This is a genomic window from Streptomyces sp. NPDC025638 (genome assembly GCF_055558775.1).
The window spans coordinates 621,446-635,559 of the sequence record NZ_JBVHLX010000001.1; the positions used below are offsets into that span (position 1 = coordinate 621,446).

Annotated in this window: 12 protein-coding genes; 6 read left to right on the plus strand and 6 right to left on the minus strand. The window is 70.6% G+C overall.

Features of this window, described 5'->3' with window-relative positions:
• Nucleotides 1-67 precede the first annotated feature (67 nt).
• Both ACZ4EG_RS02785 and ACZ4EG_RS02790 read left to right on the plus strand, forming a co-directional pair.
• Nucleotides 68-1,450 carry a glycine--tRNA ligase gene (locus ACZ4EG_RS02785; RefSeq protein ID WP_453551928.1) on the plus strand — a complete coding sequence of 461 codons (1,383 nt, stop codon included), beginning with the start codon at nt 68-70 and terminating at the stop codon, nt 1,448-1,450.
• A 101-nt stretch (nt 1,451-1,551) separates the two neighbouring features.
• Nucleotides 1,552-2,163 (plus strand): LysE family translocator, encoded by a 612-nt coding sequence (locus tag ACZ4EG_RS02790; RefSeq protein WP_467789276.1) that lies wholly within the window; start codon nt 1,552-1,554, stop codon nt 2,161-2,163.
• A 30-nt stretch (nt 2,164-2,193) separates the two neighbouring features.
• On the opposite strand, the gene ACZ4EG_RS02795 is transcribed toward ACZ4EG_RS02790, so the two are convergent.
• Nucleotides 2,194-3,246, minus strand: a complete 1,053-nt coding sequence (locus ACZ4EG_RS02795) for a chitinase (RefSeq protein WP_467789277.1) — start codon at nt 3,244-3,246, stop codon at nt 2,194-2,196.
• A 184-nt stretch (nt 3,247-3,430) separates the two neighbouring features.
• Between ACZ4EG_RS02795 and ACZ4EG_RS02800 the strand changes: the two genes are divergently transcribed.
• Together ACZ4EG_RS02800 and ACZ4EG_RS02805 are read left to right on the plus strand one after the other, a co-directional pair.
• Nucleotides 3,431-4,438, plus strand: coding sequence for an aldo/keto reductase (locus ACZ4EG_RS02800; protein ID WP_467789278.1), 1,008 nt, complete (start codon nt 3,431-3,433; stop codon nt 4,436-4,438).
• A 29-nt stretch (nt 4,439-4,467) separates the two neighbouring features.
• Nucleotides 4,468-5,055, plus strand: coding sequence for a TetR/AcrR family transcriptional regulator (locus tag ACZ4EG_RS02805; RefSeq protein WP_467789279.1), 588 nt, complete (start codon nt 4,468-4,470; stop codon nt 5,053-5,055).
• Between the two features lie 269 nt (nt 5,056-5,324).
• Here the strand turns inward: ACZ4EG_RS02805 and ACZ4EG_RS02810 are convergent, their stop codons facing one another.
• The 3 genes from ACZ4EG_RS02810 to ACZ4EG_RS02820 form a co-directional block, all read right to left on the minus strand.
• Entirely contained in the window at nt 5,325-6,485 is a 1,161-nt protein-coding gene (locus ACZ4EG_RS02810; RefSeq protein WP_453551940.1) for a serine hydrolase domain-containing protein, read from the minus strand.
• A 57-nt stretch (nt 6,486-6,542) separates the two neighbouring features.
• Nucleotides 6,543-6,761, minus strand: a complete 219-nt coding sequence (locus ACZ4EG_RS02815; protein WP_467789280.1) for a hypothetical protein — start codon at nt 6,759-6,761, stop codon at nt 6,543-6,545.
• Nucleotides 6,762-6,872: 111 nt separating this feature from the next.
• A complete protein-coding gene (locus ACZ4EG_RS02820; RefSeq protein WP_467789281.1) occupies nt 6,873-8,300 on the minus strand; it encodes an MFS transporter in 1,428 nt (475 codons plus the stop codon).
• Nucleotides 8,301-8,401: 101 nt separating this feature from the next.
• Here ACZ4EG_RS02820 and ACZ4EG_RS02825 point away from each other — a divergent pair, with 101 nt between their 5' ends.
• On the plus strand, nt 8,402-9,322 hold the full coding sequence (locus ACZ4EG_RS02825; protein ID WP_467789282.1) for a helix-turn-helix transcriptional regulator: 921 nt from the start codon (nt 8,402-8,404) through the stop codon (nt 9,320-9,322).
• Here ACZ4EG_RS02825 and ACZ4EG_RS02830 read toward each other — a convergent pair.
• A complete protein-coding gene (locus tag ACZ4EG_RS02830) occupies nt 9,280-10,725 on the minus strand; it encodes an MFS transporter (protein WP_467789283.1) in 1,446 nt (481 codons plus the stop codon). The genes ACZ4EG_RS02825 and ACZ4EG_RS02830 overlap by 43 nt on opposite strands.
• A gap of 79 nt (nt 10,726-10,804) precedes the next feature.
• Here ACZ4EG_RS02830 and dusB point away from each other — a divergent pair, with 79 nt between their 5' ends.
• On the plus strand, nt 10,805-11,947 hold the full coding sequence (dusB, locus tag ACZ4EG_RS02835; protein WP_467789284.1) for a tRNA dihydrouridine synthase DusB: 1,143 nt from the start codon (nt 10,805-10,807) through the stop codon (nt 11,945-11,947).
• Here the strand turns inward: dusB and ACZ4EG_RS02840 are convergent, their stop codons facing one another.
• Entirely contained in the window at nt 11,948-13,615 is a 1,668-nt protein-coding gene (locus tag ACZ4EG_RS02840) for a sulfatase-like hydrolase/transferase (protein ID WP_467789469.1), read from the minus strand.
• Nucleotides 13,616-14,114 lie beyond the last annotated feature (499 nt).

The following is a 14,114-nucleotide window of genomic DNA, read 5'->3' on the forward strand; positions in this document are numbered from 1 at the left end:
GGTAACCTGAAGCATTCGCTCTGAAGCATCTCGCTTCGTCGCCCGTCGTCGTAATGAAGAGAGCACCGTGGCCGCCGACAAGATCGACACCATCGTCAGCCTGAGCAAGCGCCGTGGCTTCGTATTCCCCTGCAGTGAGATCTACGGCGGTCAGCGCGCCGCCTGGGACTACGGGCCGCTGGGTGTCGAGCTCAAGGAGAACCTGAAGCGTCAGTGGTGGCGCTACATGGTGACGTCGCGCGAGGACGTGGTCGGTATCGACTCGTCCGTCATCCTGGCCCCCGAGGTCTGGGTCGCCTCCGGCCACGTCGCCACCTTCACGGACCCGCTGACCGAGTGCACCTCCTGCCACAAGCGGTTCCGCGCGGACCACCTGGAGGAGGCCTACGAGGCCAAGCACAACCGCCTCCCGGAGAACGGCCTGGCGGACGTGAACTGCCCGAACTGCGGCAACAAGGGCCAGTTCACCGAGCCCAAGCAGTTCTCGGGCCTCCTCTCCACCCACCTCGGCCCGACCCAGGACTCCGGCTCCATCGCCTATCTGCGTCCCGAGACCGCCCAGGGCATCTTCACCAACTTCGCCCAGGTGCAGACCACCTCGCGCCGCAAGCCCCCGTTCGGCATCGCCCAGATGGGCAAGTCCTTCCGCAACGAGATCACGCCCGGCAACTTCATCTTCCGCACCCGCGAGTTCGAGCAGATGGAGATGGAGTTCTTCGTCAAGCCGGGCGAGGACGAGAAGTGGCAGGAGTACTGGATGGAGCAGCGCTGGAACTGGTACACCGGCCTGGGCCTGCGTGAAGAGAACATGCGCTGGTACGAGCACCCGCAGGAGAAGCTCTCCCACTACTCCAAGCGCACCGCAGACATCGAGTACCGCTTCAACTTCGGCGGCAACGAGTGGGGCGAGCTGGAGGGTGTCGCCAACCGCACCGACTACGACCTCGGCGCCCACGCCAAGGCCTCCGGCCAGGACCTCTCCTACTTCGACCAGGAGGCCCAGGAGCGCTGGACGCCGTACGTCATCGAGCCCGCGGCCGGTGTCGGCCGCGCGATGCTCGCCTTCCTGCTCGACGCCTACGTCGAGGACGAGGCGCCCAACGCCAAGGGCAAGATGGAGAAGCGCACGGTGCTGCGCCTCGACCACCGTCTGGCCCCGGTGAAGGTCGCGGTGCTCCCGCTGTCCCGCAACCCCGAGCTGTCCCCGAAGGCCAAGGGGCTCGCCCAGGCGCTGCGCCAGCACTGGAACATCGAGTTCGACGACGCGGGTGCCATCGGCCGCCGCTACCGCCGTCAGGACGAGATCGGTACGCCGTACTGCGTCACCGTCGACTTCGACACGCTTGAGGACAACGCCGTGACGGTGCGTGAGCGTGACTCGATGAAGCAGGAGCGCGTGTCGCTGGACCAGATCGAGGGCTACCTCGCCGGGCGTCTGATCGGCTGCTAGTGCCGTAGCGCGGGGACCTGCCGCCCCTCGGCGCATTGGTCCTTGATACGGGTGCCTCATTGGACCTGTATCAAGGGCCGTCGCGCGTTCAGGGTGGCCCCATGAGCCTCGCTTTCCTCCTCACCACCCTTGTCGTCGTGGCCACCCCCGGTACCGGCGTCGTCTACACCCTCGCCGCCGGGCTCTCCCGCGGCCGCCGCGCGAGCGTCGTCGCGGCCTTCGCCTGCACGCTCGGGATCGTGCCGCACGTCGTCGCCACCGTCACCGGTGTCGCCGCGCTGCTGAACGCCAGTGCCGCCGCCTTCCAGATCCTCAAGTACGCCGGTGTGGCCTACCTCCTCCACATGGCGTGGGCCACGGTCCGGGACAAGGACGCGATCGCCGTCGAGCGGGACACCGCCCCGGTCTCGGCGGCGCAGGTGATCGTCCGGGGCGTTCTGGTCAACCTTCTCAACCCCAAGCTGACGATCTTCTTCTTCGCGTTCCTGCCCCAGTTCGTCAGCCCCGACGAGCCGCACGCGGTCGTCCGGATGCTGGGGCTGAGCGGCGTGTTCATGCTGGCGACGTTCGTCGTCTTCGCGGCGTACGGCGTCCTCGCCGCCTCCGTGCGCAGCCACGTCACCTCACGGCCGGGGGTGATGACGTGGCTGCGGCGGGGCTTCGCGGGGTCGTTCGTGGCGCTGGGGGCGAAGCTCGCCCTCACCGCCCGCTGAGACACGTGGGACTCATGAGACCCATCAGGCTCAACGGCCCTGCAGTGCCTTGACGTTGTCGCCGAAGGTCCAGTTCTTCGAGCCGTCCCAGTTGAGGGACCAGGTCATCAGGCCCTTGAGCGAGGTGCCGTAGTGGCGCCAGGCCTGGGAGACCAGACTCGGGGACATGTAGCCGCCGCCCGCGCCCGGCTGCGCGGGCAGGCCGGGCACCTGCTTGTCGTACGGCACCTTGATCGTCGTACCCTGCACGACCAGCCCCTTGTTCAGGCAGTCGGTCTGCGCGGTGAAGCCCGCCACCGTGCCCGCCGAGTACGAGTCGCCGGAGCAGCCGTACATGCTGCCGTTGTAGTACTGCATGTTGAGCCACCACAGGCGGCCGTTGTCCGCGTACTTCTTGACGATGGGCAGGTACGCGCCCCAGATCGAGCCGTAGGTGATGCTCCCGCCGGTGACGTACGCCGTCTCCGGGGCCATCGTCAGGCCGAAGCCGGCCGGCATCCGGGACAGCACCCCGTCGATGATGCGGATCAGATTGGCCTGTGACGTGGACAGTTGGCCGATGCTGCCGCTGCCCACCAGGCCCGTCTCGATGTCGATGTCGATGCCGTCGAAGTTGTACTTCTTCAGGATCGGGACGATCGTCGCCACGAACCGGTCCGCGACCGCCGACGAACTGAGGTCGATACCGGCCGCCGCGCCGCCGATGGACAGCAGGATCGTCTGACCGGACGCCTTGGCCGCGCACATCTCGGCGGGCGTGGCCACCTTCACGCCGGTGTCCATGCCGTCCTCCCACAGCGCGGTGCCGTCGGAGCGGATGACCGGGAAGGCCGCGTTGATCACGTTGTAGCCGTGGGCGGCGATGCGGGAGTCGGTGATCGGGGTCCAGCCGAAGGGCGGGTGGACGCCGTTGGCGGAGCCGTCCCAGTTCTCCCAGTAGCCCTGGAGGACCTTGCCGGCGGGGCGGGACTTGACCGCGCAGGTGTCGGCCGCGGACGCGGTGGGGGCGGCGGCGATCGAGAGGGGGACAAGGACGGCGGTGGTCAGCGCGGCGGCGAACAGACGCAGCGTGCGGCGCAGCATACGGAGCCTCCCGGTGGGGGTGCGGTGAGGTGTCGTAGGCATGACAGTGTCCGGGTGGTCCAGACCTCTAGTCAATAGGTCTGGACCAAATCGCGACATGCGAGCGACGGCCCGACGCATGGCGGCTGACAAATGACAGCTGACAGATATTGAAATCCGTCAGCTGTCATGCCAGGGTGGATGCATGACGACGCAAACCCGAACCCTCGGAACCACCGGCCCCCAGGTCTCCGCCCTCGGTCTCGGCTGCATGGGCATGTCCCCGCTGTACGGCGAGGCGGACCGGGGTGAGGCCATCGCCACCATCCACGCCGCGCTGGAGGCCGGCGTGAACCTGCTCGACACCGGCGACTTCTACGCCATGGGCCACAACGAGATGCTGATCGGCGAGGCCCTGCGCGGCGCGCCCGCGGCCCGCCGCGAACAGGCGCTGGTCAGCGTGAAGTTCGGCGCGCTGCGCGACCCGGAGGGCAACTGGACCGGCCACGACGGCCGGCCGGTGGCCGTGAAGAACTTCGCCGCGTACTCCCTCCAGCGCCTGGGCGTCGACCACATCGACGTCTACCGGATCGCCCGCCGCGACCCGGACGTGCCGATCGAGGAGACGGTCGGCGCGATCGCGGAACTGGTCGAGAAGGGCTACGTCCGGCACATCGGCCTCAGCGAGGTCGATGCCGCGACGATCCGCCGGGCCGCCGCCACCGCACCGATCGCGGACCTCCAGATCGAGTACTCGCTCATCTCCCGCGGCATCGAGGAGTCGATCCTGCCGACCACCCGTGAACTGGGCATCGGCATCACCGCGTACGGCGTCCTGTCCCGGGGGCTGATCTCCGGCCACTTCACCCGCGACCGGCAGCTCGCCGCGACCGACTTCCGCGCGCACTCGCCCCGCTTCCAGGGCGAGAACCTCCAGCACAACCTCGACCTCGTCGACGCTCTGCGCAAGATCGCCGAGCAGAAGGGCGTGAGCGTGGCCCAGATCGCGATCGCCTGGGTCCTGTCCCGCGGCGCGGACATCGTGCCGCTGATCGGCGCCCGCACCCGGGAGCGGCTCGGCGAGTCGCTGGGCGCGCTGGACGTCACGCTGGAGGCGGCCGATCTGCGGGCGATCGAGGAGGCCGTACCGGCGGACGCGGCGGCGGGCGACCGCTACCCGGCCGCGCAGATGGCACACCTCGGGACCAAGTAGTGGGACCGGCGCCGGGTACGGTCTAGGCCATGGCACCCAGCACCGAGACCCTGACCGCCGAGCGCATCCTCGAGGCGACCGAGGAGGTGCTGCGCCGCCACGGCCCGGCGAAGGCCACCGTGGTGGACGTGGCCCGCGCGCTCGGCGTCAGCCACGGCAGCGTCTACCGGCACTTCCGTACGAAGGCCGCGCTGCGGGAGGCCGTGACCAAGCGGTGGCTGGACCGCACGTCGGAGGCGCTGTCCGGCATCGTCACCGCCGACCGGGACCCCGAGTCCCGGCTGCGGGACTGGCTGGCCGGCCTGTTCGCGGCCAAGCGGCGCAAGGCGGGCGACGACCCCGAACTGTTCCGCACGTACACGGTGCTCGCCGAGGAGAACGTCACGGCGGTCGCCGACCACATCGCCGACCTGACCGCCCAGCTGGCCCGCATCATCCAGGACGGCACCACCACCGGCGCCTTCACCACCCCCGACCCGGACGTCACCGCCCGCGCGGTCTTCCAGGCGACGGGCCGCTTCCACGACCCGGGCTACGCCCGCGAGTGGGAACGCCCCGGAGCGGACGAGGAGTTCACAGCGGTGGTGGACCTGCTGGTCCGGGGGCTGCGGGGCTAGGGCCTGTCGGCTGATTCCCGCCTGCCGCGCGACGTCCGGCACGCGCGCTCGCATGCGCCGAATGCAGCGCGGTCCGGTCCTGTCGTCGCGGTGCCGGCGCTTACCGGGGGCGTCGCCCTCGCGCCGGGCCGGCGCTGAACGCCGCCTCTGCGGGCGTCAGTTCCCCGCCTGTCCCGCCCCGCGCCACACCCGCCGTGAGGGGCAGCCGGTCTCGGCGTGGGCCGGCAGCGAGTGGCGGGCCCGCCCCGCACCCTCCCCGCTCACTGCGCCTAGCGCTGCGCGGCGCTCGCCGTGCAGTTCCAGAAGTCCCTCATCAGCGGGGGCGGGACCGGGTTTCGCATGGCCACCTGGGTCAGCAGGATCGTGATCGTGCCGGTGGGCGGGACGATGTGGGCCGTGGTGCCCGTGCCGCCGACCCAGCCGTAGCGGCCGGGGACGTTCCACGGTTCGGCGGGGGTGACGTCCACCTGGCCGCCGTAGCCCCAGCCCTGGCCCTCCAGGAAGAGGGCGCCCAACTCGCGCTGGGCGGCGGTGAGATGGTTCGTGGTCATGCGGCTCACCGAGGTCGGGGAGAGCAGACGGTGGCCGTTGCCCTCGCCGCCGTTCAGGAGCATGCGGGCGAAGGCAAGGTAGTCGTCGGCCGTCGAGGCCAGGCCTCCGCCGCCCGACGGGAAGACCGGCACCCGGCTCCAGTCGCCGTCCGGGGTGTCCGCCAGCTCCAGCGTGCCCTCGTCGGGACCGGGGCGGTAGTAGCTCGTGAAGCGGTGCCGCTTCGACGCCGGGACCTCGAACCCCGTGTCCGTCATGCCGAGCGGCTCGAAGATCCGCTCCGCGAGGAACTCCGGGAGCGTACGCCCCGACGCCCGCGCCACCAGGACGCCCTGGAGGTCGGAGCACGTCTGGTACAGCCACGCCTCGCCCGGCTGGTACAGCATCGGTACCCGGGCGAGCGCTGCCACCCAGGTGTCCGGGTCCGGGTACTCCTGCGGGGCCCGGCCGTCCTTCTGGACCTCGAACAGGGCGCCCACCGCCGGGAGCGAGAAGTCGGACGGGAAGCCCCAGCCGGCCCGCGAGCTGAGCAGATCCTCCACCGTGATCGGGCGGGCCGCCGGCACCAGGTCGTCCAGGGGGCCGGCCGGGGTCCGGACCACCATCGGCTCGGACAGCTCCGGCAGCCAGGCGTCCACGGGGTCGTCGAGCCCGATCCGGCCGTCCTCCACCAGCATCAGCACCGCCGCCGCCGTGACCGGCTTGGTGATCGACGCGATCCGGAACACCGAGTCCCGGGCCATCGGTGCGGAGCCGTCGGCGTCCACGGAGCCGACGGCCACGACCTCGACGTCGTCACCGCGGGCGACCAGGCCCACGGCACCGGGCACCGAGCCCTCGTCCAGGTGCCTTCGCAGGGTGTCGTACAGGGCGCTGGTCATGTCCGGCCTTCCGGTGCGGGGCGTCGTACCGGGTACGACTCTCCGCGCGGCCGGAACTCATCGGGCCGGCTGCACCGGCGTCGGGTCCACCGTGGCCTGGTGCGCCTCGGCGAGATGCTCCTCGGCCTTCAGCCAGGGCAGGAACTGTGCCCCCTTGCGCCAGCCGCACGTCTCACATCTGATCGTGCGCTGTACTCCCGTGCGTTGCACCCGGACCACGTGCTCCCGCCCGTGCCCGTCCCAGCGGCTCACCTTGCTCGAGCTGATCTGCGGCATGACGCCTCCAGCGTCCCTGTCCGGTGAATCTCGAACAGCTAGGAGTGTGCAGCAAGACCAACATCAACAGGGGGAGTCGCCCGGCGAGTTGGCCAAGCTGTGGCCAAGGCGTCAGCTGATCGTTCTCGGCAGACGCAGGCTCAGCACACCGGTGAGGGCCACCCCCGCCAGCTGCACCAGCAGCGTCGTGACCAGGGCGTTCCGCATACCGTGCCCCGGGATCAGGGAGAGGAACAGCGTGCCCAGCGTCGCCACGCCCAGCGCCAGGGCCGACTGCTGCGTGGTCACCATCACACCGCTGCCGACGCCCGCCCGCACCGACGGCACCTCGGACAGCACGATCCGCATCACGACGGGCAGTTGGAGCGCCTGCCCCGCACCGGCGACGGCGACACCGGGGAGCAGTTCGACAAAGCCCAGGCCGGGCCAGTCGCGCCAGGCGGCCAGCGCGATCAGCGCCACGCCCACCCCCTGGATCAGCGAGCCGGCGGTCACCACACGGGTGCCGTACCGGGCCACCAGACGCGGCCCGGCGAGCGAGACGAAGAAGAACGCCACCGCCATCGGAGCGAGCGCAAGACCCGCCTGGACCGGGCCGAGGCCCGCACCGCTCTGCAGCGCCACCGCGATCACGAACATGAAGCCGCTGAAACCGATCGAGAACGGCAGCATCAGCACCAGACCCCGGCGCAGCGACGCCAGCGCGAACAGACTCGGCGGGACGAGCGGGGTGCGGCCCCTGCGGTCCGCGCGCCGCTCCACCGCGTAGAACAGCCCGGCCGCGACCGGGAACGCGGCCAGCGACAGCCACGTCCACAGCGGCCAGCCCGCCGCCCGGCCCTCGGTGAGCGGGACGAGAAGCGCGAGCAGGGACAGCGCGAGCAGGACCGTGCCGGGGCCGTCGACCGGCTCGGGCCGCTGCGACCGGGTCTCCGGTACGACGCGGGCGGCGAGGACCAGACCGAGGACGACGACCGGCACATTGACGAGGAACACCGCACGCCAGCCGCTGCCCGCTATGTCCGCGGCGACCAGCACCCCGCCCAGGATCTGGCCCGCCACCATGGACAGGCCCGCCGTGGCGCCGTACAGGCTCATCGCCCTGGCGCGGCGCGGGCCCGTGGTGGCCGCCTGGATGGTGGCGAGGACCTGCGGCAGCATCGCGGCGGCCGAGGCGCCCTGCGCGACCCGCGCCGCGACCAGGCTCCAGGCACCCGGTGCCAGCCCGCAGGCCAGCGAGGTGAGGCCGAAGGCGGCCATGCCGCCGAGAAAGAGCCGGCGCCGGCCGAACAGGTCGCCGAGCCGCCCGCCGAGGACCAGCAGGACGGCGTACGCGACCCCGTACCCGGCGACGACGAGTTCGAGGACGGCCTCGCCCGCGGCGAGGTCCCTGCCGATCGTGGGCAGGGCGACGTTGACGATGAAGAAGTCGACCAGAGGAAGGGCCGCGGCCAGCAGTACGGTGAAAAGTCCCAGGCCGCCGAGCGAGGCAGACACGGCCGGGGACCGGACTGTCGGTGTGGTGACGGTTTCGGTCATGATCCCGAGCCTGCTCCGCGGCTCAGACTGGTACCAGAGTCTTCTTGTCCTGGTAGAAGAACTACCTGGAAACAGGCTTCGCGCAGGGGCAGGCTGGGGACATGACGTCCATGACCGAAGAGGCGCCCGCCCAGCCGATACGGGGCTCGGAGATCCTGCGGCACGAGCTGGCCACCTTTCTGCGCAGCCGCCGTGAGCGGATCTCCCCGGAGCAGGTGGGGCTGCCGCGCGGCGCGCGCCGCCGGACCCCGGGCCTGCGCCGCGAGGAGGTCGCGCACCTCTCCGCGGTCGGTGTGACCTGGTACACCTGGCTCGAACAGGCGAGGGACATCCAGGTCTCCGTACAGGTGCTGGACGCGCTCGCGCGTACGCTCAGGCTCGACGCCAGCGAACGCGCCCACCTCTTCCAGCTGGCCGGCGCCACCGACCCCACGCCCGCCGCGAGCTGCCAGACCGTGACCCCGGCCCTGCGCGAGATGCTGCGCCGGCTGGAGCCCGTCCCGGCCTGCATCCAGAACAGCCGGTACGACATCCTCGCCTACAACCGCACCTACGGCCGGCTCCTCGGCGACCTCGACGCCGTACCGCCCGAGGACCGCAACTGCATGCTGCTCGTCCACACCAACCCCGACTGGCGGCAGGCGATCGTCCACCTGGAGGAGACCAGACGGCTCATGGCCGCACGGCTGCGCGCCTCGATGGCCGGTCATCTGGGCGAGCCCGCTTGGAAGATGCTGATCAAGCGGCTGACGGCGGAGTCGGCGGAGTTCCGCGCCAACTGGGACCGGTACGAGGTCGTCAACGCCCGCACCAAGATCAAGTACTTCCGCAACCGGGACGTGGGCCCGCTCACCCTGGAGCACACGGACCTGTGGCTGAGCCCGGAGGCCGGGGCCCGGATGGTGACGTACGTGCCGGCGGACGAGGAGTCCCGGGAGCGGCTGGAGAAGCTGTACGCCCTCGTCCTCGCCCAGCAGGATCAGGCGGTGACGCCCGCCGCCTCCCTGATCTCCGGCGACTGAAGCCGCTGAGCGGTGCGCTCGGCCGTGCGGCGGGCCCAGCGGCCGCTGGTGAGCATGCCGACGACGAGCACCGCGAGGCCGCACACCGTGAGGATCCACCACCCCGGCCGGGCTGCCGACACGAACACGTTCCGGTACGGCGACGAGCCCACCCCGGAGGCCAGTACGGCGCCGATCACGGCCACGCCCAACGTCTGCCCCAGCTGTCTGCTGGTGGAGGCCACGGCCGCGGCCACCCCGGCCTGGGCGCGCGGCATCCCCGACACCGCCGTGTTGGTGATCGGCGCGTTGACGAAGCCGAAGCCGATGCCGAACAGGACGTACCCGGCGAACAGCGTGGCGTCGGACGTCTCCGCCTCGAACGCGGCGAACAGCACCCCGCTCGTGGTCATCGCCAACCCCGCGATCAGCAGCGGCAGACGCGGCCCCCGGCTGCCCACCAGCCGTCCGGACAGCGGCGCGCACAGGAACGTCGGCACCGCCATCGGCAGCATCCACAGCCCCGCGTGCAGCGCGTCGAGCCCGCGCACGTTCTGCAGATAGAGCGTGGACAGGAACAGGAAGCCGCCCAGCGCCGCGAACGCGCTGATCGCGATCACCGTGGCGCCGCTGAACGGCACCGAACGGAAGAAGCGCAGATCGATGAGGGGCTCCTCGCGCCGGGGCTCGTACCGGAGCAGCCCGAGCAGGGCGACGAGGGCCACGGCGGCGAACGGGGCCACCGTGCCGGGGCCCGAGGAGGGCGCCTCGATGATCGCGTACGTCAGCGAGCCGAACAGCGCGATCACCAGCAGCTGGCCGACGGGGTCGGGGCGGCGGGCCTTGGGCGCGCGGGACTCGGGGACGTAGCGCAGGGTGAGGAGCAGCGCGGCGAGGCCCACCGGCAGATTGACCCAGAAGATGGAGCGCCAGCCGACCGACTCCACCAGCAGGCCGCCGACCAGCGGTCCCGCGGCCATCGATATGCCGACGACCGCGCCCCACACGCCGATGGCGCGGGCGCGCTCACGCGGGTCGGTGAAGGTGTTGGTGATGATCGACATGGCGACCGGGTTGAGCATGGAGCCGCCGATCGCCTGGAGCATGCGGAACGCGATCAGTGCGTCGAGGCTGGGCGCGAGGGAGCAGAGCAGCGAGCCGAGCGAGAACACGATCAGGCCCGCCATGAAGACCCTCTTGCGGCCGACCCGGTCGGCCGTGGAGCCCGCGAGCATCAGCAGCGAGGCCAGCACCAGCGTGTAGGCGTCGATCGTCCACTGCAGCCCCGACGTACCGGCGCCCAGTTCGTGCTGCATCGACGGCAGGGCGACGTTCAGGGCGGTGACGTCGAGGCTCACGATCAGCAGGCTCATACAGCAGATCGCGAGGACCAGTTGGCGTCGACGAGGGCTGAACTCGGGCATGCGTTGCATCGTACGCCGATTTCAATAGTGCGTCTAACTAATGACTGGGGCATCTGTCGTCGTACGCGACAATGGGGGAATGCCCACGCCCGCGTCCCCTCTCCAGATCGGCCCGCACACCGTCCAGCCGCCCGTCGTGCTGGCCCCCATGGCCGGCATCACCAACGCGCCCTTCCGCACCCTGTGCAGGGAGTTCAGCGAGGGCAAGGGCCTCTTCGTGAGCGAGATGATCACGACCCGGGCGCTGGTCGAGCGCAACGAGAAGACGATGCAGCTGATCCACTTCGACGCGACCGAGAAGCCGCGCTCGATCCAGCTGTACGGCGTCGACCCGGCGACCGTGGGCAAGGCCGTCCGCATGATCGCGGAGGAGGACCTCGCCGACCACATCGACCTGAACTTCGGCTGTCCGGTCCCGAAGGTGACCCGCAAGGGCGGCGGCTCGGCCCTGCCCTACAAGCGCAACCTGCTGCGGGCCATCCTGCGCGAGGCGGTCTCCGGCGCCGGTGACCTGCCGGTCACGATGAAGATGCGCAAGGGCATCGACGACGACCACATCACCTATCTCGACGCCGGCCGGATCGCGGTCGAGGAGGGCGTCACCTCCATCGCGCTGCACGGTCGCACCGCCGCCCAGCACTACGGCGGCACGGCGGACTGGGACGCCATCGCCCGTCTCAAGGAGCACGTCCCGGAGATCCCGGTCCTCGGCAACGGCGACATCTGGTCGGCCGAGGACGCGCTGCGGATGGTGCGGCAGACGGGCTGCGACGGGGTGGTCGTCGGCCGCGGGTGCCTCGGCCGTCCGTGGCTGTTCGCGGACCTGGTGGCGGCGTTCGAGGGCCGGACCGACGACATCGAGCGGCCTTCGCTGCGCGAGGTCGCCGACATCATGGTCCGGCACGCCACCCTGCTCGGGGAGTGGATCGGCGACGAGTCGCGGGGCGTCATCGACTTCCGCAAGCACGTCGCCTGGTATCTGAAGGGCTTCTCGGTCGGCTCCGAGATGCGCAAGCGGCTCGCGATCACCTCCTCGCTGGAGGAACTGCGGGCCGGCCTCGACGAACTGGACCTCGACCAGCCCTGGCCCGTCGGCGCCGACGGGCCCCGCGGCCGTACGTCCGGCAACAACCGGGTGGTGCTGCCGGACGGCTGGCTGAAGGACCCGTACGACTGTGCCGGTGTCAGCGAGGAAGCCGAGCTGGACACCTCCGGCGGCTGATCAGCCCTTCTTGGGGTGCGGGGTCGAGCCGTAGGCCGTCAGGAAGCGGTCGCGGAAGGAACTCATCTTCCACACCGGCGCGTTGTGCGCGGGGCGCAGTCCGTCCGTCCAGTTCCAGTCGGCGATCTTGTCGAGGACCTTCGGGTCCTTGGCGACGATCGAGATCGGCACGTCACGGCTGGCGTGGTTGCCGCTGACCCGGGCGATGGGCTGGTGGTCGCCGAGGAAGACGAGCACGGTGTTGTCGTTGCCGTAGCGCTCCAGCCACTCGGTCAGGGCGGTCACCGAGTACTGGATCGACTTGCCGTACTCCTGCCGGGACTTGGTGGTGTCGGCGATGACGTCGGACGCCTTGTTGCCCGCCGCCTGGATGCCCTTGAAGACCGAGCCGTCGCCCAGCTGGTCCCAGCCGACCATCTTCGGGATCGGTGCCCACGGCTGGTGGCTGGAGGTCAGGATGATCTCCGACATCAGCTGCTTGCCGTCGGCGCGCTTCTGGCTGTGCACCCGCTGCTGGAACTGTTCGAGGGCGTACTGGTCGGGCATGGTCGACCAGCTGAACTTCGGTCCCTTGTAGCCCAGCTGGAAGGCGTTGTAGACCTTGTCGAGGCCGTAGTACTTCTGCTCGGGCCAGCCCTTCTGCACGCCCGGCATCACGCCGACCGTGTCATAGGCGCCGGTCTTCTTGAAGACCTTGGTCAGGCTGAGGTGGTCGCTGGCCATCACGGTGCGGTAGCGCTGCTGGTTGCTGATCCACAGGCCCGACAGCGTGGTGGAGTGGCCGAGCCAGCTGCTGCCGCCGTACGTCGCCGACGTCAGCCAGCCGCTCTTCGCGTGGAAGCCCGCCTTCGCCAGGGCCGCCGTGCGCTCGTCGAGCGTCTTGTCGACACCGGGTGCCTCGATCGGGTCCTCGACGGCGCTGCGGCCGTAGCTCTCGATGAACGTGAAGATCATGTCCTTGCCGCGCAGATCGGGGACCAGCTGGTCGGCCGGGGTGTTCCCGAACTTGTCGACCTTGGCGACGTTCGCGAACTCCGCCTCGTCCCGGAGCGTGTCCCGCACGGTCCGCGCCTGGACCTTCAGCACACCGGCGGTGTGCTGCGAGGCGATCGGTATGCCGCCGACGGTGAGACCGAGCGCGGTGCAGGTGATCCAGACGGTGCCGACGATCAGCGTGGCCTTCGAGGTCCTGGCCCGGTGCTTCGCCAGCAGGTTGCCGAGCCGCACGGTGGCCAGGGCGACGAGGGTCATCAGCAGGAAGACGAGGAGCACGACGCCGACCGTGATGCCCATCTCGGCGGTCCCGCCCAGGGTGTCGTCGAGGTAGGCGCGGGCGTCATTGAACAGGGACCAGTCCAGGATGATGTTGAAGTGCCGGCCCAGGTATTCGTTGAACCCCATGTCGAACAAGTTCAGCACGGTGATCGCGCCGAGCAGCGCGCCGGACAGCGCCGACACCACCAGCCGGGGCTTCCGCGGCAGGCTGAGCAGCACCACCGCGCCCATGACCGCCTCGGCCGGCAGCCGCATGAACTCGACGGGCTTCAGGTTGCCGAGGGTGCTCGGCAACTGGAGGCAGATGTAGACGAGGGCGGCGGACAGCACGGTGGTGACGACGGAGAGGACACGGGCGGCGGTGGGGTACTTGGCCCGCCAGCCGCGCCAGATCCGCCGTATGCGCCTGCTGGAGGGGGCTGGGGGTTCGGGTGCGGTGGCGGGGGTGGCTGTGGTGGGGGTCGCGGTGGCGGGGGATTCGGACGCAGGGGTTTGGGACGCAGGGGTTTTGGACGCAGGTGTTGAGGTGCCGGCTTCCGCGTCGGTGGCCACTTCGGCGTCGAGCTGCGGCTCGGCGGGGGTTTCGGCGGAGGGTTCCGTGTCGGCGGCGGATTCCCCGGCCTCGGCCGTCGCCCTGCCTGCGGCCGGGCCGTCAGCCTCGGCGGCGGGAGCCGGGGCGCCGGGAACAGCGGTGGCGGGAGGTGAGGTGTCGCTCCCGGTGTCATCTGGCAGGGCGGCCTTGCGGCCCTCGGCCACCACCGGACGACCGGACTCGGCGCGCGCGGCCTCCGCTGCTCGGCCGGATTCGGCCCGCGCGGATTTGGCCCGCGTCGACCCGGCACCGGCGGACGCCGCACCGGCAGGCGCCGTAACGGCAGACTCCGCGCCGGCT